General features: G+C 38.5%; 23 protein-coding genes. 16 read left to right on the top strand and 7 right to left on the bottom strand.

Going from position 1 to position 18,801, the window contains the following annotated elements; genetic code table 11:
- Position 1 precedes the first annotated feature (1 nt).
- The 4 genes from RCG21_RS28210 (at position 2) to RCG21_RS28195 (ending at position 3,513) form a co-directional block, all read left to right on the top strand.
- Entirely contained in the window at positions 2 to 640 is a 639-nt protein-coding gene (locus tag RCG21_RS28210) for a Phenylacetic acid catabolic protein (RefSeq protein WP_133334098.1), read from the top strand.
- Positions 633 to 827: a PaaD-like zinc ribbon domain-containing protein gene (locus tag RCG21_RS28205; protein WP_133334099.1), complete on the top strand. Its 195-nt coding sequence runs from the start codon at positions 633 to 635 to the stop codon at positions 825 to 827. The genes RCG21_RS28210 and RCG21_RS28205 overlap by 8 nt, the downstream gene beginning before the upstream one ends.
- 188 nt (positions 828 to 1,015) lie before the next feature.
- A complete protein-coding gene (locus RCG21_RS28200; RefSeq protein ID WP_133334100.1) occupies positions 1,016 to 1,813 on the top strand; it encodes an enoyl-CoA hydratase/isomerase family protein in 798 nt (265 codons plus the stop codon).
- 122 nt (positions 1,814 to 1,935) lie between these two features.
- Entirely contained in the window at positions 1,936 to 3,513 is a 1,578-nt protein-coding gene (locus tag RCG21_RS28195) for a benzoate-CoA ligase family protein (protein WP_308913990.1), read from the top strand.
- An 80-nt stretch (positions 3,514 to 3,593) separates the two neighbouring features.
- On the opposite strand, the gene RCG21_RS28190 is transcribed toward RCG21_RS28195, so the two are convergent.
- Positions 3,594 to 3,755, bottom strand: coding sequence for a hypothetical protein (locus RCG21_RS28190; protein WP_155925865.1), 162 nt, complete (start codon positions 3,753 to 3,755; stop codon positions 3,594 to 3,596).
- 188 nt (positions 3,756 to 3,943) lie between these two features.
- Here RCG21_RS28190 and RCG21_RS28185 point away from each other — a divergent pair, with 188 nt between their 5' ends.
- Positions 3,944 to 4,717, top strand: a complete 774-nt coding sequence (locus RCG21_RS28185) for a yteA family sporulation protein (protein ID WP_133334102.1) — start codon at positions 3,944 to 3,946, stop codon at positions 4,715 to 4,717.
- A gap of 63 nt (positions 4,718 to 4,780) precedes the next feature.
- Here RCG21_RS28185 and RCG21_RS28180 read toward each other — a convergent pair whose 3' ends face one another.
- Positions 4,781 to 4,954: a YozQ family protein gene (locus tag RCG21_RS28180; protein WP_081810920.1), complete on the bottom strand. Its 174-nt coding sequence runs from the start codon at positions 4,952 to 4,954 to the stop codon at positions 4,781 to 4,783.
- 88 nt (positions 4,955 to 5,042) lie between these two features.
- Here RCG21_RS28180 and RCG21_RS28175 point away from each other — a divergent pair, with 88 nt between their 5' ends.
- From RCG21_RS28175 to RCG21_RS28160, 4 genes are all read left to right on the top strand, one after another.
- Complete coding sequence (locus tag RCG21_RS28175) at positions 5,043 to 5,180, top strand: hypothetical protein (protein WP_165976234.1); 138 nt, start codon at positions 5,043 to 5,045, stop codon at positions 5,178 to 5,180.
- A 110-nt stretch (positions 5,181 to 5,290) separates the two neighbouring features.
- Positions 5,291 to 6,187 (top strand): cation diffusion facilitator family transporter, encoded by an 897-nt coding sequence (locus tag RCG21_RS28170; protein ID WP_133334103.1) that lies wholly within the window; start codon positions 5,291 to 5,293, stop codon positions 6,185 to 6,187.
- Positions 6,188 to 6,269: 82 nt separating this feature from the next.
- Positions 6,270 to 6,398: a hypothetical protein gene (locus RCG21_RS28165; RefSeq protein WP_268884067.1), complete on the top strand. Its 129-nt coding sequence runs from the start codon at positions 6,270 to 6,272 to the stop codon at positions 6,396 to 6,398.
- A 15-nt stretch (positions 6,399 to 6,413) separates the two neighbouring features.
- A complete protein-coding gene (locus tag RCG21_RS28160) occupies positions 6,414 to 7,352 on the top strand; it encodes a magnesium transporter CorA family protein (RefSeq protein ID WP_133334104.1) in 939 nt (312 codons plus the stop codon).
- A gap of 46 nt (positions 7,353 to 7,398) precedes the next feature.
- Here RCG21_RS28160 and RCG21_RS28155 read toward each other — a convergent pair whose 3' ends face one another.
- Together RCG21_RS28155 and RCG21_RS28150 are read right to left on the bottom strand one after the other, a co-directional pair.
- Complete coding sequence (locus RCG21_RS28155) at positions 7,399 to 8,439, bottom strand: hypothetical protein (protein ID WP_308913989.1); 1,041 nt, start codon at positions 8,437 to 8,439, stop codon at positions 7,399 to 7,401.
- Positions 8,436 to 9,074 (bottom strand): ABC transporter permease subunit, encoded by a 639-nt coding sequence (locus RCG21_RS28150; protein ID WP_308913988.1) that lies wholly within the window; start codon positions 9,072 to 9,074, stop codon positions 8,436 to 8,438. Before RCG21_RS28150 ends, RCG21_RS28155 begins: the two co-directional genes overlap by 4 nt.
- Before the next feature lie 452 nt (positions 9,075 to 9,526).
- On the opposite strand from RCG21_RS28150, the gene RCG21_RS28145 reads away from it, so the two are divergent.
- The 6 genes from RCG21_RS28145 (at position 9,527) to RCG21_RS28120 (ending at position 14,556) form a co-directional block, all read left to right on the top strand.
- Entirely contained in the window at positions 9,527 to 10,306 is a 780-nt protein-coding gene (locus RCG21_RS28145) for a class I SAM-dependent methyltransferase (protein WP_133334107.1), read from the top strand.
- A gap of 126 nt (positions 10,307 to 10,432) precedes the next feature.
- Positions 10,433 to 11,698 (top strand): S8 family peptidase, encoded by a 1,266-nt coding sequence (locus tag RCG21_RS28140; protein ID WP_133334108.1) that lies wholly within the window; start codon positions 10,433 to 10,435, stop codon positions 11,696 to 11,698.
- A gap of 52 nt (positions 11,699 to 11,750) precedes the next feature.
- On the top strand, positions 11,751 to 11,918 hold the full coding sequence (locus RCG21_RS28135; protein ID WP_208025346.1) for a hypothetical protein: 168 nt from the start codon (positions 11,751 to 11,753) through the stop codon (positions 11,916 to 11,918).
- 178 nt (positions 11,919 to 12,096) lie between these two features.
- The gene (locus RCG21_RS28130; protein ID WP_133334109.1) at positions 12,097 to 13,581 is read left to right on the top strand and encodes an aldehyde dehydrogenase family protein; all 1,485 of its coding nucleotides are present in this window, start codon (positions 12,097 to 12,099) and stop codon (positions 13,579 to 13,581) included.
- A 123-nt stretch (positions 13,582 to 13,704) separates the two neighbouring features.
- Positions 13,705 to 14,094, top strand: a complete 390-nt coding sequence (locus RCG21_RS28125; RefSeq protein ID WP_133334110.1) for a hypothetical protein — start codon at positions 13,705 to 13,707, stop codon at positions 14,092 to 14,094.
- 66 nt (positions 14,095 to 14,160) lie between these two features.
- Entirely contained in the window at positions 14,161 to 14,556 is a 396-nt protein-coding gene (locus tag RCG21_RS28120; protein ID WP_133334111.1) for a cytosolic protein, read from the top strand.
- A gap of 130 nt (positions 14,557 to 14,686) precedes the next feature.
- On the opposite strand, the gene RCG21_RS28115 is transcribed toward RCG21_RS28120, so the two are convergent.
- Positions 14,687 to 15,661 (bottom strand): nuclease-related domain-containing protein, encoded by a 975-nt coding sequence (locus tag RCG21_RS28115; RefSeq protein ID WP_165976236.1) that lies wholly within the window; start codon positions 15,659 to 15,661, stop codon positions 14,687 to 14,689.
- A gap of 273 nt (positions 15,662 to 15,934) precedes the next feature.
- Here RCG21_RS28115 and RCG21_RS28110 point away from each other — a divergent pair, with 273 nt between their 5' ends.
- Positions 15,935 to 16,765: a pirin family protein gene (locus RCG21_RS28110; RefSeq protein ID WP_308913987.1), complete on the top strand. Its 831-nt coding sequence runs from the start codon at positions 15,935 to 15,937 to the stop codon at positions 16,763 to 16,765.
- A 56-nt stretch (positions 16,766 to 16,821) separates the two neighbouring features.
- Here RCG21_RS28110 and RCG21_RS28105 read toward each other — a convergent pair whose 3' ends face one another.
- Both RCG21_RS28105 and RCG21_RS28100 read right to left on the bottom strand, forming a co-directional pair.
- Entirely contained in the window at positions 16,822 to 17,064 is a 243-nt protein-coding gene (locus RCG21_RS28105) for a hypothetical protein (RefSeq protein ID WP_133334114.1), read from the bottom strand.
- A 129-nt stretch (positions 17,065 to 17,193) separates the two neighbouring features.
- On the bottom strand, positions 17,194 to 18,714 hold the full coding sequence (locus RCG21_RS28100; RefSeq protein ID WP_308913986.1) for an MDR family MFS transporter: 1,521 nt from the start codon (positions 18,712 to 18,714) through the stop codon (positions 17,194 to 17,196).
- Between the last annotated feature and the right edge of the window lie 87 nt (positions 18,715 to 18,801).

Below are 18,801 nucleotides of genomic sequence, written 5' to 3'. Positions count from 1 at the left end.
TATGAAAAATCAAAATCTAGTTTCTCTCGTTGAGGTAGCAGAAACGATTGCAGATAACAAATTTATTTTAGGCGATCGTCTTGTTGAAATAGGAATCAGCGGTCCGAACCTGGAAGCAACGCTTTCCTCAATTGCAATGGCGCAGGCAGAACTTGGTCATGCCAGACTGATGTATAAATGGGCAAATGAATTACAGGGTTTAAATGGAACCAAGATTGAAGTGAGAGGACAAACAGGCAAAGCATTTCCATCTGTAGTCAATACGACTAATTGGATTGGTTTGATCGCTGGTTTATATGCTGTGAATGTTGCGGTTGATCTTGTTATGAAAGCGGTGATCAATACCAATCATCCCAAGGTAAATACCCCATTTAGTAAAATGCTCAAAGAACAAGAGGAACATCTTCTTTATTCAAAAAGCTGGTGTAAACAATTGCTAAATGACACAGGGGCTGTTCCCAAAACATTCAGGCAGGAATTAGAAAAAGTAACAGTTGAAGTCGGGCAGTGGTTAAGGACTGTGGAAAATGACGAACTATTAATCTCTGAAAAAATATTCAGGGAAAATAGTAATCTTATAGCCCTCTACAAAGAAACCATCGAAAAGCTAATCAGCCTTGGAGATGTACAGCATGTCTAATCAACAAAATCTAATTCAATGCTCATTTTGTTCATCTGAAGACGTTGAAAAAATCTCTTCATTCGGTACAGCACAATTGGTTCGACAGTATTATTGCAACCACTGTCATTCAGTCTTTGAATATATTCGCTGGCAGGGCGCACCTTCGGAAAATGAGGGGTGTCTAGCATCAAAAGAAGGAAATTAAGGTTCTCATTTTTTCTCCGGCAAGGACAATGTGTATTAGGGTTGGTCATTTCCATGATGTTGAAACTCTTGATTTATATACCGAAACAAAGAGTGTTGTTTCCTATGTTGGGGCAAAACCGCTAAATATTATCGGAATATAAAAATATTTCATAAAATATATATATTAAATTTCCAGGAGGAATTATCATGACTCAAGTCAAATTAAATACTAAAACATTAACGGTAAAAAAAGAAAATGGTGTTGCTGAAGTCCACATCCATGTGAATAAAACAAATGCTTACGATTTGGAGTATTACAAAGAATTGAACGCAGCGATTGATGATATTCGTTTCGATACTGACATCAAAGTAGTTGTATTAATGAGCGATATGCCGAAATTCTTCTCAGCTGGTGCAAATATCAATTTCTTAAAATCAGCAGAGCCAAGATTTAAAACGCAATTTTGTTTATTCTGTAATGAAACATTAGATAAGATTGCCCGCTCACCGCAAATTTGGATCGCTTGTTTAGAAGGACACACAGTTGGCGGCGGTTTGGAAATGGCGTTAGCTTGTGATTTGCGTTTTATGGGCGACACTGCAGGAAAAATTGGTCTTCCGGAAGTATCCCTAGGAGTATTAGCAGGAACGGGAGGAACACAACGCTTAGCCCGTCTAGTTGGACATTCAAAAGCGCTTGATTTGAATATTACCGGCGAAACTTTAACACCGCAAGAGGCTCTGCAAATTCAATTAGTTGATCGTGTGTTCCCTCAAGAGGAAACCCGTGATAAAACATTGGAATATGCAAGAAAAGTTGCAGATAGTGCAACATATGCAACTTCCAACATTAAGCTTTCCATCATGAATGGTAAAGAAATGCCGTTAAATGTAGCGATTCGCTATGAAGGAGAATTACAAAATTTATTATTCCGTTCCCAGGATGCAAAAGAAGGATTATCAGCCTTCATCGAAAAACGCCAGCCAGAGTGGTCTGGTCAGTAAGAAGACTGGGTCTAACCTTTTAAAAGAAGGTTAGACCCTCCTTTCGTGTGGGTGTGCCCGTTCATTTTCTGTAGGTAGATAAATGAGATTTTAGTCTTCAATATACTTCTGGGGGTTAAAGAATGCTAGAATTAGCGAAACAATTAAATGGCATAAAAGATTATTACAATTGTACAACTTTTTTTATCGAAGAGAAGGTTCGTAATGGACTCGGTAATAAAGTGGCAATTTTTTCTGACAGCGATGAAATTACATACCAGGAGCTCCTTTTTAAAGTAAATCAATTTGGAAACGCTCTCAAAAGTATTGGCGTTGAACAGGAAAATCGAATTTTACATGTCATCTATGATTCCCCAGAATTTATCTACTCTTTTTTTGGTGCAACAAAAATTGGAGCCATTCCAATACCTGTCAATACAGCAATGAAACCAAAGGATTATGAGTATTTTTTAAACCACAGTCGTTCAAGGGTCCTGGTCATCCAAGAGGACGTTTGGGAGACCATTAAGGAAAATAGGGATCGATTCATTTTCTTAAAATATATTATCGTTATTTCAGAAACCGGGACCCTCTATGAGGATACCATTGATTATGATGAATTCATCAGTCAAGCCTCTTCTGAGTTGGAAGATGCTGTTACTACCTCTGAAGATCAAGCTTTTTGGCTGTATAGTTCCGGCAGTACTGGCAATCCAAAAGGAGTTGTTCACATTCATAGGAGCATGGAAGTGGCTGTTAAAAACTATGCCGAAAACATTCTAAAAGTAAATGAAAATGATCGGACGTTCTCTGCTTCTAAACTTTATTTTGCTTATGGACTTGGAAATGGAATGTACTTTCCACTTGGAACTGGAGCTTCGACCATTTTAATGAAAGAGCGGCCAACACCGGAAAATATTTTTAAAACCATTGAAAAAAATAAGCCAACAATCTTTTTTTGTGTACCGACATTATATGGTTCGCTTATTCAGTATGTCGAAAAAACAGGGGTAATTCCAGATCTATCCTCTGTTCGAATATGTGTATCAGCAGGAGAAGCTCTTCCGTCCACCTTTATGAAAAAGTGGAAAGAGTTGTTTAACCTTGATATTTTAGATGGAATTGGTTCAACAGAGGCATTGCATATTTTCCTTTCTAACCAGGCACACGATATTAAAGCAGGAAGTACCGGAAAAGTGGTTCCAGGTTATAAGGCTAAAATCGTAAACGAAGAGTCTAAACCGGTGGGTGTTAATGAAATTGGCGACCTGGTTATTCAAGGAGATAGTGTTAGTATTGGGTATTTTTGCAACTTATTAGAAAATCAACGGAAGTTCCACGGTGAGTGGATGTATACAGGAGATAAATATTATCAGGATGAGGAAGGATATTTTTGGTACTGCGGACGCTCGGATGACATGCTTAAGGTAGGGGGAATTTGGGTTTCACCGATTGAAATAGAATCGACCTTAATTCGTCACGAGTATGTGCTTGAAGTGGCCGTTGTCGGGTCGAAAAATGAGAGTAATCTTGTTTATCCAAAAGCTTATATTGTCTTACGAGATGAGATTGAACCAACGGAAGACTTGAAAACAGAGCTTAAGCTTTTTGTTAAACAAAATCTCGCTCCTTATAAATACCCACGGGAAATTGAATTTATCTCAGAATTACCGAGAACCGCGACTGGAAAAGTACAGAGGTTTAGGTTGAAACAAGTGTAATAGTATAGGTGGAAATAGCCAGACCTTTGGTTCTGGCTATTTTTAATAAGAATTTGGACTGACGAATGATAAAAAGTGTATTAAATATCTCTGCCCGTTGCCCCAACCGATTTATCGGTATCTTCCGCGCTATTATATTCCGGGTCGTTAAGACCTGGTTGCTGTCTTTTTTCACTTCCTAAATAACTTGCCCGATGTTTTTGCTGAATTTTATTAAATTCGTTCCAGTTTTCATTTACCATTAGTTTCCCTCTTTTCTTGGCTGCATTTATATTTTTTAAGATACTCGCACCAGGGAATCTTATTCAGTTATTCCATGGAAATGCCATTAGGATTTTGATGGAATTAAATTTTCATTACATAAACATTCGTAAAAACATTGAAACTAAATAAGAAAAGCGGAAGCTTCTTTTTGAAAGGGGTTTGAGCAATGCTGTCGACTGAGCAGTTAGCTGAATTACGATTGCAATTGTTAAAGGAAAAAAACGAAGTGGAAAATAACTTGAAACAAAATAACCATTTTGGCTTGGAACAAGGGTTTTGGCATGAATCAATGGGGGAATTATCAAGTTATGATAACCATCCGGCTGATCAGGGATCGGCGCTTTATGAGCGCGAAAAGGATATTGCTTTAAAGGAGCATTATGAATTGCAATTAAGCAATATTAACCACGCTCTAGAGGCAATGGAGAATGGAACTTACGGGAAATGTGAGGTTTGCGGTAAGGATATACCAACTGAACGTTTAGAAGCCTTACCAAACACCACCTATTGCAAGGAGCATAGTCCTGACCAAGTCGTTTCTCATGAGCGCCCGATTGAAGAAGGGGTATTAATGCCGCCATGGGGTAAATTTGATATGGATAATCAGGACGAAGATGTTGCCTTTGACGCGGAAGACTCCTGGCAGGCTGTTGCCGAATGGGGAACATCTGAAACACCATCTGATATGGTCAATCCACAAGATGATTACAATGATATTTATATTGAGGCTGACGAAAACATAGGATATGTTGAGGACTTTGAAAATTTTACCGGTAACGATATGTATGGCAAAAATATTACCGTTTACCCGAATGCTCAGCATGAACGCTATGAAGATGCGCTTGATGAAGAAGGCATTATGACAAGCTTCGGCGATCTTCCTGCATTTGAACATGATGCGTATGTAGATAACAATAACAAAAACGAAAGAAATATCTAATTCTGGTGCCAGACAATATAAAGAAAACAGCTTTCATCGATGAGAGCTGTTTTCTCTGAGTTCTTATTCTTGTTCATTTAAATCGTTTGTTTCGATGACGCCCTCCATATAGGTATCACTTACCTGTTCGTGAGTTGTTGCCAGACCTGAAGACAAAGCATCATTTTTTTGATAATCATTTGCATTAAAATTACGTCCTGCGATTTCTGTACTGCCGTTTTGATTTTTTTTAACCATAGAAACCACTCCTTTATTGAAAAATCTTACAGACGTATTTTCTCTTATTAACTGATATTTAGTCTAACTATTTTAGGAGTTGATAATTATGAATAAAAAAAGCTCATTTCCCTCTAGAGAAGAATTAGATCAAGCTTTTCATTTTCTTCAGGATGAAATTACCAGAATTTCTGTAGTTGAAGAAGTTGAAATGGTGAAACAGGAAAATAAAGGACAGGTCGAATAATAATTTGTTGAATGTGTCCAACTATGGTTCAAGGGGGCAAGACTTTTTCTCTAGACCCATCCAGGAAAAGTTTGGTATGATTTCAAGAGAATTTTTTGAGGTGGTAGACGATGGAAATGAGAGAAACTCTTGCTAAAAAAATAGCCTGGATAAGTGTAGTCAGTAATATTGTCCTGACATTGGGGAAAATCTTCATCGGCTGGCTCGGGCATAGTGATGCCGTGTTTGCCGATGGGATTCACTCTGCAGCTGATGTATTTGCTTCCGTCATTGTTTTATTGGTGATAAAAATTGCCAATAAGCCGGCCGATAAAGAACATCCGTATGGACATGGAAAAGCAGAAGTTATTGTTTCCGAGATAATTGGAATTTTGTTGTTTGTCGTAGCCCTATATGTGGTTTATGAAGGAATCAGCGGATTCTTCCATAAGGTTGAAACACCAAGTTATTTAGCAATGTGGGTAGCGGTTTTTTCTTTTTTTGCAAAAATAATTCTTTACCGTTCATCCTTAAAAGTAGCAGAAAAGCATAGGAGTAAGGCAATCGAAGCGATTGCTTTTGATCATAAGGCTGATATTGTTGCTTCCATCGCAGCAGCCATCGGCGTTCTTATTTCCATTATCGGCGTGAAATTTGATATTCATGTTTTACTTTACGGTGATAAGGCGGCCAGTATTTTTGTTGCCTATTTAATTTTTAAAATTGCGAAAGAAATGATAACGGAAGCATTTGACATCTTACTCGAGAGAAATATTAACAGCGAAATTCTTCAAGAATATATCTCCATTATTTCCGAATTTCCTGAAGTAAGGAGAATCGACCGAATTCGGGCGAGAGAACATGGACATTATATATTGGTGGATTTAAGGATTTCCATTGATCATTTTAAAACCATTAAAGAGGGTCACGATCTTTCTCATTCGATTAAACAAAAATTGATGGACCATTTTGATAATATTAAGGAAGTGCTGATTCATTTAAATCCATACTTCCCTAAGGAAAAATAAAACCAAAAAAAACTGCTTTGTACTTTTTGCCTTTAGGGTTTATGATAAGAAAGGAATAAAAAAGTTAAAGGAGTTGATATTTTTGAGTTATTCCATAGACCCGGACCCAAGTAGGCGAGGGGAAGTCAATGTGATCTTTGAATTGATTGAATTGGTTTCTACAAGAATATCAGCTCTTGAAAAGGTTGTTGGCTTCCTCAAAAACGAATAATGAGGAGGTTTTGACATGTTGGAGATTTTCAAAAGTACAGAAACAAAGGTTTTAGAAAAAGTAGATGTTGTATCAAAGGGCTGCTGGATTAATATGTACGCCCCAACAGCTGAAGAAATAAGCCGGATTGCAAATGATGCACAAGTCGATGTCGATATCATTAAAGATGCCCTGGATGATGAAGAACGTCCAAGGATTGAGCGCGATAATGGTCAAGTATATATTATCGTTGACTTTCCCTATATTGTTCACGATGATACCGGTTTAGCTGTTTATGAAACGATTCCAATTGGGATTATTCTAACGGACGATTGTGTAATCACCGTATCCTTAAAGGATACACCGATTTTAGAAGAATTTAGAAAAAATAGAGTAAAAGAGTTCTTTACGTTTAAAAAGACCCGTTTTGCCCTGCAAATTTTATTTGTCATTTCATCTTATTACCTACGCTATTTAAAACAAATCAATAAGAAAACAAATGAAATTGAACGTGAAGTGCATCAATCATTAAAAAATAAAGAATTATATGCCTTTCTTGCCTTAGAGAAAAGTTTGGTTTATTTTACAACCTCACTAAAATCGAATAAGGTTGTCCTTGATAAGATTTTGCGTTTTAATTATTTAAAAATGTATGAAGAAGACAAAGATTTACTTGAAGATGTCATCATTGAAAAAACACAGGCGATTGAAATGGCGGAAACCTATCGTTCCATCTTGAGTGGGATGATGAATGCCTTTGCTTCCATCATTTCGAATAACCTAAACATTGTCATGAAATTTTTAACATCGATTACGATTATCCTATCATTCCCGACGATGGTGGCAAGTTTTTATGGGATGAACGTCGATATTCCGTTCCAGCATGCAACCCACTCGTATGCCATTCCATTAGTTATCTCGGCCCTTTTAACGAGTTGTACGGCTTTTATTTTTTGGAAAAAGAAATATTTCTAGAGTATTAGTTTTTTATATTAAAAATGACAGGCACATTTGCGGCCTGTCATTTTTCTATCTCCTTGTAATTTTGAAAAGTAAAGTTGGGGGAAAGGATTGGGTCAGTACTCTTGTCTTGGTTTTTATATTTCCTTCCTTTTTTTGTGTAATGGGCATCCATTCCCGCCTCAAGTTCTTTTTTCATCATATTAATTAGTAAAATTAAAAAGAAGTAGGCAAATAAGGGGTCCAAGATAATCCAGGGGACTCTGTAAAATTCTCGATAGTTTTGACCGATTAATCCTGACCATTCCCTCGTTAGTGAAGCATCCTGGGCTGGAACACTATGAGCGCCAATTCCTATTCCAATCTGTTCCGTTCCGGCAATTCCTTCCGCCGAAATCCCGCCCATATAAATATTGAAGGTACCAAGAAACATGATTAATACCAATGTATTCAGTAATTGTTGAACAAAGATGATCAAACCGTAGGAGGTCATATAGGGTTTCAAATGCCTTTTAATAATATGGAAATGACCCGCCCCCATTAAGTAGGAACTTTGAATAAAAGATTTTCCCTTTAATTCAGAGATGATATCGGATGTATTGATTAATACAGAAGGAATTCCGATAAGGACTAATATGATCATCTGATAAACAATGATGAAAGGAGCAGCCCCTTTTATATAGGTAGTTGAAGTAGCTGTAATTAGTAATAAGGTGATAATAATTGGGGGAATGATCCGAAATACAACAAATAAGTTTTTTACAATCGGCAACAGCAGATTAAGCCAGAAGGAGAATATAATTCCTAACACTCCTCCTATCAAAAATCTTAGGATGGTGATCCCAAAAGTGATGAGGATTGTATATTTTGCTCCATAAATCATCATCAGCAGGATGTCTGCGCCATTTCGGTCAGAACCGAGAAGGAAATGCGATGAAGGAGAAAAGGGTCGAACATCAATCATCTTACCTTTGTTATCATATAGAATGATTGTCGTGTTGAAGTCAGGTGGACCGTATAGGGGATAAAGGAAACTTAGAATTAGGATTAGAATCAAGATGAGTAAGCCAAAAGTTGTTTTTTTGTATTTGAATATCTTCATAGACTGTTCTGTTCCTTTCTGTTCATTCTAATGGTTACAATCCACGCAAGTAATTGTGAGAGAATAACAGGAACGGCAAAAAGCAGAAGGCTTATTATATATGGGACGATCCGCTTAGCATAGAAGGATTTCACAATTACAATATAGCCATTAATATTAAATAAGTACTCAACGACAATAATATTTGTAAGAATGTACCAAATAATTACTTTTAAATGAATTAGTAATAAAGGAATCACGTTACGCATGATATGTTTAAAATAAATGGTTCCCCGTGAAAGTCCTTTTGCTCTTGCTAAAAGAACATAATCCTTTACCTCTTCATCTGCAAATACCTTTAATAAATACTGAATCAAAAAGAGTGCAGGTAGAAAAGACACCACGAAAACAGGTAAAAAATAAGGTTGTGTACTCATCCCGCCATATAACTGAAACAATTTAATCCCGTATGTCTTATAGATATAGATGACCATATATTGTAATAGAAAGATAATTAATAGTTCAGGTGCAGTCGTTGTAAAATCAATTAAACCTTTTAATCTTTTACGGACATTTGTCGGCAGCATCATAATGGCAGCGGAAATAACTACCCCAATAAGGATGACAGATAGAAGGGCCAGTGATAAGATGCTCATTGTATAATAATATTTATCAATGGTTGAAGCATTTAAATATTAAAAATAAATGGAACTTCGTCTTTGATATGTAGAAACCAGCTTAAGTTACTTTTTGAGTACTCCCAGTATAAGCTAAGATCCATTTCGATTCTTTTTTCTTCAGCATTGATTTGGAGGAATATAGGGATATTCATCAAAAAGACAAAACCAGCTAAAATGGCGGTTACTTGTATGGGGAGAAATAATAATTTTTTAATCAGATTTATCCATCCCTTCCAAAATATACTAATTGGCAAAATCTATTATAAAATATTCAAACTTAAATTGTCATTTGTTTTCTTAGGGTAGATGTTCGAATGAGTAATCTGCAATTTAGTCAGCTTTATAATCTTCCCTTATTATGAAGCATAAGAAATGATGATTGGAAAAATTTGTTTGTATCCAGTAATGTTAAAAATGGGGTGAGGGGGATGAACAAGGAATTTTTTAATTCAATTGAAAAAGAAACCTATACGAAACGGCCTGTCGACCCACAGTGGATGGAGTTAGTTCAATCAAGGGCAAATGTTTCTGGGAAGATTGCAGTGGATATTGGTGCAGGCGGCGGAATCTATTCAGTTGCATTAGCGAAATTGGGAGCGGCAAGTGTCATTGGAGTCGATATCTCTGAAAATATGATTGCCGGAGCGAAGGAGAATTGCCGGGAATATCCGCAAATTAGCTTCCAGGTTGGAACAGCCAGAGAATCGAATCTTCCAGGAGGGACAGCAGATGTGCTGCTGGAGCGTGCGTTAATCCATCATTTAAAGAATCATCAATTACCGGAATGTTTCGCGGAGGCTAAGCGAATTTTAAATGAAAACGGTGTATTCATCGTTCAGGACCGGACAATTGAGGATTGCTCGTTAGCTGGAAGTAATGAGCATATTCGTGGTTTCTTTTTTGAACAATATCCGGAATTGCTGAAAAAGGATATTGCTAGAAGGCATTCAGCTGACACAATTAATTCTTATTTAACAGAGGCAGGTTTTCAGCATGTTGAGGTTCTGTCTTTTTGGGAAAATCGCAAAATTTATAATACGCTTGATGAATTGAAGCAGGAGATCACTTTGCGTAAAGGCCGTTCGATTTTGTTTGAATTAAATGATGAACAGGTTCAGCTTCTAGCTAACGGTATTGGAGAACGAGTAACGAAATCTTTTCCGTTGGTTGAAAAAGAAAGATGGACGATATGGTTTGCAAGGGCATAGACAAAATTTTGTCTATGCCTTTTTTCGTCCCTTTTTTAGGAGAATGGACTGATTATATTAAATTAATGTTCTGAATAGTTTAGATAAGCAGCGGTGTGCTGTAAATAGAAGGGGTGAGGTGTGCGAGTGAAAACGAGAAGAGTAATCGGTTCAGTAGTACTTAGCGTGGCAATGGGGGTATCCATGTTTGCAACAGCGGCATTTGGGCAGCAAACCAGCAGCCAAAGTCGGGATTCCTACCGAGTTTTAATTAATGGACCGGCCTCTGAAAAAGCGAGGGCAAAAGACAGCTACGGAAAACGTTGGGATTTTGGTAGCAAAGGATTTACTACAACGGTTAATGATCATCAGTATCAGGCGTTATTGAAAAATAAAAACTTAACAATTGAAAAAGTTCCGGAAATTCAGATGGAGAAAATTGTGGACCAAAAAGGTAAGCCTGGGGGCATTGCTAGCAGCGTTCCAAGTGATCGGACACCATGGGGAATTCAGGCAATCTATCATGATTCTGCTATAACAAAAACAACAGGCGGCAGTGGAATTAAAGTAGCAGTTTTGGACACGGGAGTTTTGAAAACGCATAAGGATTTAACTGCAAATGTCGAGCAATGTAAAGACTTTTCGCAAAGGAAAACCGCATTGGTTGAGGGCAGCTGTGCGGACGGCAATGGACATGGAACACATGTATCAGGAACTGTTTTGGCAAATGGCGGAAGTGGTAGTGGGATTTATGGAGTTGCTCCGGAAGCAAAGCTTTGGTCCTATAAAGTATTAAACGATCGAGGTTCGGGTTACTCGGATGATATTGCTGCGGCGATCAGAAGGGTTGCCGATGAATCCGTTGCGAATAAAGTTCATGTCATTATTTCGATGTCACTTGGTTCCAGCACGAAGGACTCACTAATTTCAAGTGCCGTTGATTATGCATATGGTAAGGGTGTACTTATTGTGGCGGCTGCCGGAAATGATGGTCCGGGAACAAATACTATTGGGTATCCAGGTGCATTAATGAATGTGGTGGCGGTTGCTGCTTTAGAAAATGTTCAAGCAAATGGAACTTATCGTGTTGCAGATTTCTCTTCCCGCGGGAATCCGGCAACCGATGGTGATTATATAATTCAAGAACGAGATGTTGAGGTTTCTGCACCAGGTAGAGCAATTGAATCCACTTGGAATGACGGCTCTTATAATACGATAAGCGGTACATCAATGGCCACACCGCATATATCCGGTCTAGCCGCAAAAATTTGGGCTTCTAATTTATCATGGTCCAATACTCAGCTTCGGACAGAACTGCAAAATAGAGCAAGAACTAATGATATTTTAGGCGGAACTGGCGCTGCAGCAGGAGATGACTATGCATCAGGATTTGGTTTTCCACGAGTAAATTAGCTCTTCTTGTATATAATAGAAAAAATAAAAATACAAGAGGAGGATGAATAAGATGAAAGAAAAAGAACCCCAATTTCAAAGTGGCGAAGAAATAGAACAACTGGCAAAAGGCCTCTACGGACTAGACCCAGAAATGAGCCTACTATCCGTCAACTTTGCAACCACAGAAAATCCTCTATTAAATGAACATTATCAAGAGGATCCAAAAGAAGACGATTGATTCGACAAAATTCGGGTGGTGCCTGTCACCACCCGAATTTTGTCGATAATATTTTGAATTTTCCGGTGGTTTTTGGTTGATTACTAGATTTTAACAATGATACTATAAAACTCGAGGGTTGAAAGCGTATACAAATTGCTTTTATTCTCAGAATCTTGTACATAGGGAGGAATTACATTTGAGTCAAGTAACAGTCGGTCTAAAAGAAAAGGTAGAAAAATTTCTATTAGGGAAAAAGAAACTGTATATTGATGGTCAATTTGTTGAAAGTCTCTCTCAAAAAACATTCGATACGTATAATCCTGCAACGGGTGAAGTGCTTGCTGCAGTTTATGAAGCCGGTCCGGAGGATATTGACCGTGCAGTAAAAGCTGCTAGGAAAGCCTTTGATGAAGGTCCCTGGTCGAAAATGAGTGCAGCTGCACGCAGCCGCTTAATGTACAAGTTAGCGGATTTAATGGAGCAAAATCAAGAAGAGCTTGCCCAATTAGAAACACTTGATAACGGAAAGCCAATACGGGAAACGTCTAATGCGGACATTCCGCTTGCCGTTGAACATATGCGCTACTATGCCGGCTGGTCAACAAAAATTGTTGGGCAAACCATTCCGGTAAACGGACCATTCCTTAACTATACACGCCATGAAGCGGTTGGAGTCGTCGGACAGATTATTCCATGGAACTTCCCGCTGTTAATGGCAATGTGGAAGCTGGGTGCAGCCCTTGCCACAGGCTGTACGGTTGTATTAAAACCTGCAGAACAGACTCCGCTGTCTGTTTTATATCTGGCTGAACTAGTTCAAGAAGCAGGATTCCCAGATGGGGTAATCAATATTGTCCCTGGTTTCGGTGAAACAGCCGGCCAGCCGCTTGTTGATCATCCGTTAGTTGATAAAATTGCTTTCACAGGCTCTACTGAAGTTGGTAAATCCATTATGGAGAAAGCTTCAAAGACGCTTAAACGCGTAACACTTGAGCTTGGCGGCAAGTCACCAAATATTATTTTACCGGACGCGGACTTAACAAAAGCTATCCCTGGTGCCTTAAATGGAGTTATGTTCAACCAAGGCCAGGTTTGCTGTGCTGGGTCCCGCGTATTCATTCAAAAGAAACAATTTGATAATGTTGTTGCCGATATGGTAAGCCATGCAAAAAAAATTAAGCAGGGAGCAGGTTTACATGCTGACACGGAAATCGGACCGCTTGTATCTGATGAGCAGCAGAAACGCGTGCTTGGATATATTGAAAAAGGTTTGAAGGAAGGTGCCGAATTGTTAGTGGGCGGAGATAAGCCATATGAACAAGGCTACTTTGTTTCTCCGACCATTTTCGCTGATGTCCGTGATGAAATGACGATTGCTAAAGAAGAAATTTTTGGGCCAGTTATTTCCGCAATGCCATATGAGGACCTGGATGAATTGATTAATCGCGCAAATAATAGTGAATATGGCTTAGCCGCAGGGGTTTGGACGAAGGATGTAGCTAAGGCACATTATATTGCAGGGCGACTCCGTGCTGGTACTGTATGGGTAAACTGCTACAATGCTTTTGACGCAGCATCACCATTCGGAGGCTACAAACAATCCGGAATTGGCCGTGAAATGGGTTCATATGCATTGAACAACTATACGGAAGTCAAGAGCGTCTGGGTTTCGTTAAAATAATAAACTGACTTATAAGCTAGCAAAAACGTTTATGCGTTTTTGCTAGCTTATTTTTATTGGACACCGTTTTTTAGAAATTTGAATAAAGTATTGGAAGCAGACTTCTTTTGAGGGAGTGTCTTCATGAGTAATAAGAATGGAAATTTTTCAGAGTTGGAACAAAAGAGGCTAAATATTGAAAAACAAATTTCACTTGGTATTTGGATTCAGGTGATTGGGGCAACAATCGAATTCTTAGGGATTGCAAAGTTAAGGGAGATTAGCGATAATCCAGATTCGATCCCTGAAAAAGAAGTACTAACTGGTGCCGGCATTCAAGCACTCGGAACATTTTTTGAAGCGATTGGGGTTTCCGGACAGATTACTGGAAACGACAATAAACTTAAATTAGACGCCCAAAAATTAGCAATAACAGGTGATTGGCTCCAGTCGATCGGTGCGGCCTTAGAAGCTGCCGGTGGAACTGGGGAGTTTTTGGAGGAACAAGAAAAGGCAAATTTATTTGTTCCATAAGGTAGGATTAAATGGTAAAAATGGGCATGCTAACTGTATGTGTTGATTAAATTGTAGGAGGTTATTATGCAATCATTTATCGTTAGTTTCCATCAGGAAGACAATGTAGATAGCATGCAAATACAAAAACTAAACCAACAGGATTTTGAAAAAGCAACCGAAGGTGGAACAAGACATTTATTTGATTTAGATACTAACGTTGGCTTTTTTGTCTTTTTTGATTCAGAAGATGTCGACGGCGTTGTCTCTTATTTAATGCTTCAATATGAAGAAGACAATGAAGAACCTGTTGGCTGTTACTCTTTCCGACTAGAGGATTTTTATGAATTCACGGCGCTTTACCTAAACGACCTGGAATTTAATGAAGAAACTGAGGAAGAGGAAGAAGAGTACGGACCGATACACCATTTAGCACATTTATTGTTCCATATTGTTGAAGAAGGTAAGGACATTGAGGTGTAGTTTTGGACTTATTGTTGAATCGGGCGCTTTCGAGAGCGCCCTTTTGATTGTTATCAGCGAATTTTTGCAGTTTATCAGCGAATCGCGGGGATTTATCAGCGAATTGGACCACTTATCAGCGAATCCATTTTTACCAAGGAATTGTCTTAGGAAAATAAGTACGATTTTTGTTCGCCCCGGAAAACTTAAGATTTGAAGCCTGTAATAATCTTTTAGCTGTATCAATTGATTTAATATGCATAAACTCCCGAAACTCTCGATTTGTTATTTTCATATCAATCAATAAAAAATAGTCTTTAAGTGCACCAATATGAGCATCTATTGAATAATGCTGACATTTAGCACAAAACCATTTCTGTTTCTTTCGAATCATAGGGAGATATTTACAGTAGGGGCATTGCACGCCAGTTAATAACTCTAACCTTTGAATACCGAATTTCTGAAGAAGATATCCTGTTGGTGGAGTGTTCATTTTCAATAGAAGGCGAGAAAGCTTACGGAGGTCTTTTGCTGTTAGAATGGGGGTAGTATAAATACCTTCAAGATCTTGAATTCTTTTTAACATCACATCCCCTTTACATACTTTTGGTTTTACTTTATAAGCATTTTTTCCCGTAATGACATACGAAGCATAACTATTGCTTATAACAACTAAATAAACAACTGGAACAGGGGGAAAATGATTCGCAGCCAATAGCTTCTTTATATATTCTTGATGCCTTTCTGCCTGCGTAATTGGATAGGAATACCCTTTTTCTTCCTCACCTTTAATTTGGATAAATTGCTCATTTTCCGTATCAAATATTAATTTTCCGGCCATATTTTTCACATCAATTATTAGGATAAATTCAGGTGTTAAGAGAAGAGTATCAATTTGGCAGTTGTAGTCACCATCTGGAAGGTTTAGATCGTGGAAAATCAGGTATTTCAGTTTGGGGAGTTCACGATAATAAAAATCTAGAGATTGTTCGCCCTCATATCCAGCTTGTCTTCTGCCTAATTCATCTGAAATTTGCTGGTATCTAGCATGACTCAAGGGAATACGCCGTAAAATAGCGGATAAAATGAGAATTTTTAATGGGATTGTTCTTTCTTTTACTAACAAAATGATCACTCCTTTTATTTTTTCTTCTTAAAATTAGCATATAAGTTCTCCAGAAAACTAAATGATTTGTAAAATCTTTATGAACAAATACCTTATCAGCGAATCACGAAGATTTATTAGCGAATCTGATACATTTACCAGCGGATTAAACCAATTTATCAGCGAATCCAAATCCCCAGAAGAATCCACCAGCATATTAATTGAAAAACCACCTATACAACGTTATAATTACCTCGAATTCAAAATAAATTCTCCACGAACGGAGGTAAGGAAATGTTACAAAGAGAAATACAACGAACCTGGACCGTGCAACATCATCAGCAAAGCCCAATCCATGCGGCAGGAATGGTGCTCGATCCGACTAACATGCATGAATTTGATCCATTTCTTTTCCTGGCCGAAGATTTTTTCAAAAAAGGTACCTTCGATTTTCATCCCCATCGCGGGATTGAGACTGTAACCTATGTCATCGAAGGAAAACTTGAACATAATGACAATAAAGCGGGCAAAGGAGAGCTAGGACCTGGCGATGTTCAATGGATGACGGCAGGAAGAGGCGTCATTCACATTGAAGACCCAGCAGAAGGCGACACCGTTCATTCCTTACAGCTATGGGTTAACCTTCCTCGTGAACACAAAATGACCGAGCCGTGCTATCAAAACCTTCGAGGTCAAGACATGCCAGTCCGCGAAGAACAGGGTGTGCTGGTTCGTATTTTTTCCGGGTCATCGGGCGGAATAAAGTCCTCGACGAAAAACTATGTTCCAGTGACATTTGTTGAAATCAATCTCGAAGCCGGAGCAACCATCTCCCAGGACTTACCTGGAGATTACAGCGGTTTTATGTATGTTCTTGATGGAAGCGGACTTTTCGGGAAAAATAAGGTAGAAGCCGAAAAAGGCCAGGCATTGCAATTAGGCAAGGGTGTAGAAGGGGACGCGAGCGAAGTGACCATTCAGGCGAAAGAAAAACTGCAAGTATTGCTCTATGCGGGAAAACCTCTAAACGAACCAATCGTTGCCCGGGGGCCATTCGTAATGAATACAGAGGAAGAAATTCGCCAAGCTTACAGCGATTATATGGACGGAAAGTTTGGAGAGTAACTAATATTAAGGATGGGAAAAAAGGTTTGGCAGATTACCAAACCTTTTACTAAATTTTAAAAACGATTCATCATTTCTTTAGAATTTGTCTCGCTCATCATACCACCGTTTCCATGACAGGTCTTGTACATGTTTTTCAACTCTTCTTTAGATGAATTAGGATGCATTTTTTCCATAAAAGGCAACATTTTTTCGAAGTTTAGACCATTACCAGAGTTGCCGTTTCCTGCTGCAAAAACTGCTGTACCTGCGCCAAGAATTAGTGCTGCACTAAAAATACTCATTGCAATTTTTTTCATTATAAACAACTCCTTTCATATCTTACCTTCATCATAAAGCAAGAATTTGCAGAAAAGATGGATAGGGAATGACGAATTCGTGAAGTTTTAAAAAAGCACTGGTTCTCTAAGAGACCAGTGCTAAGCCAGTTATCCTTTTTTCACCACGACAACCCTTGCTTTCCCCATGAAAAAGATGGTTACAGCTGCGATTGCAATTGGAATTAATGTAAGTAAAAACGTATGTGTAATGGAATCAGACATAGCGTGAACAATTTTATCCAAGATAAAACTAGGAATTTTCGCGCGTTCACTGGCTTCGAAGATTTGACGCGGGTCCATGTTAGACATAGAAGGAGCTCCGCCTTGGCCGCCTGCTCCCTGCATCCCCTTAAAAGCTTCTTTCAAGTTATCAGTAAATTCATTCGTTTGAATCGAGCCGAAAATCGTTACTCCAAGCGTCATTCCGAATGAGCGAAGGAAGGAGTTGGTGGAATTGGCCGTTCCCCGGTTTTGCGGCTCCAAGTTGTGAATCGATGCAGTTGGTAAAAGGGAAAAAGAAAACCCAACGCCAAATCCGACAAGAATCATATAAAGAGTTAACATCCAGCGTGCGGTATCCGTTGTCAGATTTCCAAGCAAAATCATCCCGGCTAAATAGGAAATGATGGAGATCACCATTAAATTACGATATGAAGTTTTGGTTAAGAAAATACCACCGACAGAACTTCCTGCAACTGACCCTAACATCATAGGAGTCAAAATTAACCCTGCATTCTTAGCTGAGCCGCCATAAACAGCCTGAACAAAAATCGGAATAAACACCGTTAATATTATAAATGTACCGCCATATAAAAACGCAAGAATTTGCGAGGTGGCAAATAATCGTCTTTTAAAGAGCCAAAGTGGCAATATCGGCTCTGCTGCTTTAAATTCAGCAATAAAAAAGGCCACGAAGAAGACGAAGAAGCTAGCAAACAAGCCAATAATTTGAGCTGAATCCCAGTCATATTCCTTGCCGCCAAGCTCAAGAGCAAACATTAAACTAACGACCGAAATAACAAGTGTGATGGCACCGACCCAGTCAATTTTTTGCTTAGAGTGCTGAAGGGATTCATGGTAGAAACGAACAATTAAGAAAAGCGAAACGATTCCAATTGGGACATTGACATAAAAAACCCAATGCCAGCTAATATAGTCGGTAATATAAGCCCCTAATAATGGACCCAATACACTCGAAGCGCCAAAAACGGCACCAAGTAATCCAGTCATTTTTCCACGGTTTTCCGGTGGGAAAATATCAAAAACGATGGTAAAAGCAATCGGCATTAATGCTCCACCGCCAATCCCCTGGATGGCACGGTAAATGCTTAACTGAATAATACTTTGGGCAATTCCGCAAAGGGCAGAACCAGCTAAAAAGATGACTAAACCAAAAATAAAGAAGCGTTTGCGCCCGTACATATCAGATAGTTTGCCGAAAATCGGCATTCCGGCCATAACCGCTACCATATAGGCAGAAGTCACCCAAATAAATTTGTCGAAGCCTCCAAGATCTGAAACAATGGTAGCCATCGCCGTTGCGACAATTGTATTATCCATGGCAGCCATTAAAATAGCTAATAAAATTCCAGCCACAACAAATTTAAGATTATTATCTTTTTTAATCATGAAATGTCTCCTTCTTTTGTATGGTCTTCCTAGATCTTCTTTCATAGGGTAAAAAAGTTTGATAAGATGAAATATACTAAGGAAACC

It is taken from the genome of Bacillus salipaludis, assembly GCF_030938565.1.
GTDB classification, from domain to species: domain Bacteria; phylum Bacillota; class Bacilli; order Bacillales; family Cytobacillaceae; genus Neobacillus; species Neobacillus salipaludis_A.
Note: the sequence above shows the minus strand (reverse complement) of the source record. Positions and strands in the feature narration are given on the sequence as shown.

Excerpts from the sequence above, each read along its gene's own strand:
- RCG21_RS28180 (WP_081810920.1), bottom strand. The coding sequence starts at position 4,954 with ATGGTTAAAAAAAATCAAAACGGCAGTACAGAAATCGCAGGACGTAAT.
- RCG21_RS28110 (WP_308913987.1), top strand. The coding sequence starts at position 15,935 with ATGTTACAAAGAGAAATACAACGAACCTGGACCGTGCAACATCATCAG.
- RCG21_RS28125 (WP_133334110.1), top strand. The coding sequence starts at position 13,705 with ATGAGTAATAAGAATGGAAATTTTTCAGAGTTGGAACAAAAGAGGCTA.
- RCG21_RS28205 (WP_133334099.1), top strand. The coding sequence starts at position 633 with ATGTCTAATCAACAAAATCTAATTCAATGCTCATTTTGTTCATCTGAA.
- RCG21_RS28135 (WP_208025346.1), top strand. The coding sequence starts at position 11,751 with ATGAAAGAAAAAGAACCCCAATTTCAAAGTGGCGAAGAAATAGAACAA.
- RCG21_RS28155 (WP_308913989.1), bottom strand. The coding sequence starts at position 8,439 with ATGAAGATATTCAAATACAAAAAAACAACTTTTGGCTTACTCATCTTG.
- RCG21_RS28150 (WP_308913988.1), bottom strand. The coding sequence starts at position 9,074 with ATGAGCATCTTATCACTGGCCCTTCTATCTGTCATCCTTATTGGGGTA.
- RCG21_RS28100 (WP_308913986.1), bottom strand. The coding sequence starts at position 18,714 with ATGATTAAAAAAGATAATAATCTTAAATTTGTTGTGGCTGGAATTTTA.
- RCG21_RS28200 (WP_133334100.1), top strand. The coding sequence starts at position 1,016 with ATGACTCAAGTCAAATTAAATACTAAAACATTAACGGTAAAAAAAGAA.
- RCG21_RS28175 (WP_165976234.1), top strand. The coding sequence starts at position 5,043 with ATGAATAAAAAAAGCTCATTTCCCTCTAGAGAAGAATTAGATCAAGCT.
- RCG21_RS28170 (WP_133334103.1), top strand. The coding sequence starts at position 5,291 with ATGGAAATGAGAGAAACTCTTGCTAAAAAAATAGCCTGGATAAGTGTA.
- RCG21_RS28185 (WP_133334102.1), top strand. The coding sequence starts at position 3,944 with ATGCTGTCGACTGAGCAGTTAGCTGAATTACGATTGCAATTGTTAAAG.
- RCG21_RS28105 (WP_133334114.1), bottom strand. The coding sequence starts at position 17,064 with ATGAAAAAAATTGCAATGAGTATTTTTAGTGCAGCACTAATTCTTGGC.
- RCG21_RS28145 (WP_133334107.1), top strand. The coding sequence starts at position 9,527 with ATGAACAAGGAATTTTTTAATTCAATTGAAAAAGAAACCTATACGAAA.
- RCG21_RS28210 (WP_133334098.1), top strand. The coding sequence starts at position 2 with ATGAAAAATCAAAATCTAGTTTCTCTCGTTGAGGTAGCAGAAACGATT.
- RCG21_RS28160 (WP_133334104.1), top strand. The coding sequence starts at position 6,414 with ATGTTGGAGATTTTCAAAAGTACAGAAACAAAGGTTTTAGAAAAAGTA.
- RCG21_RS28120 (WP_133334111.1), top strand. The coding sequence starts at position 14,161 with ATGCAATCATTTATCGTTAGTTTCCATCAGGAAGACAATGTAGATAGC.
- RCG21_RS28190 (WP_155925865.1), bottom strand. The coding sequence starts at position 3,755 with ATGGTAAATGAAAACTGGAACGAATTTAATAAAATTCAGCAAAAACAT.
- RCG21_RS28195 (WP_308913990.1), top strand. The coding sequence starts at position 1,936 with ATGCTAGAATTAGCGAAACAATTAAATGGCATAAAAGATTATTACAAT.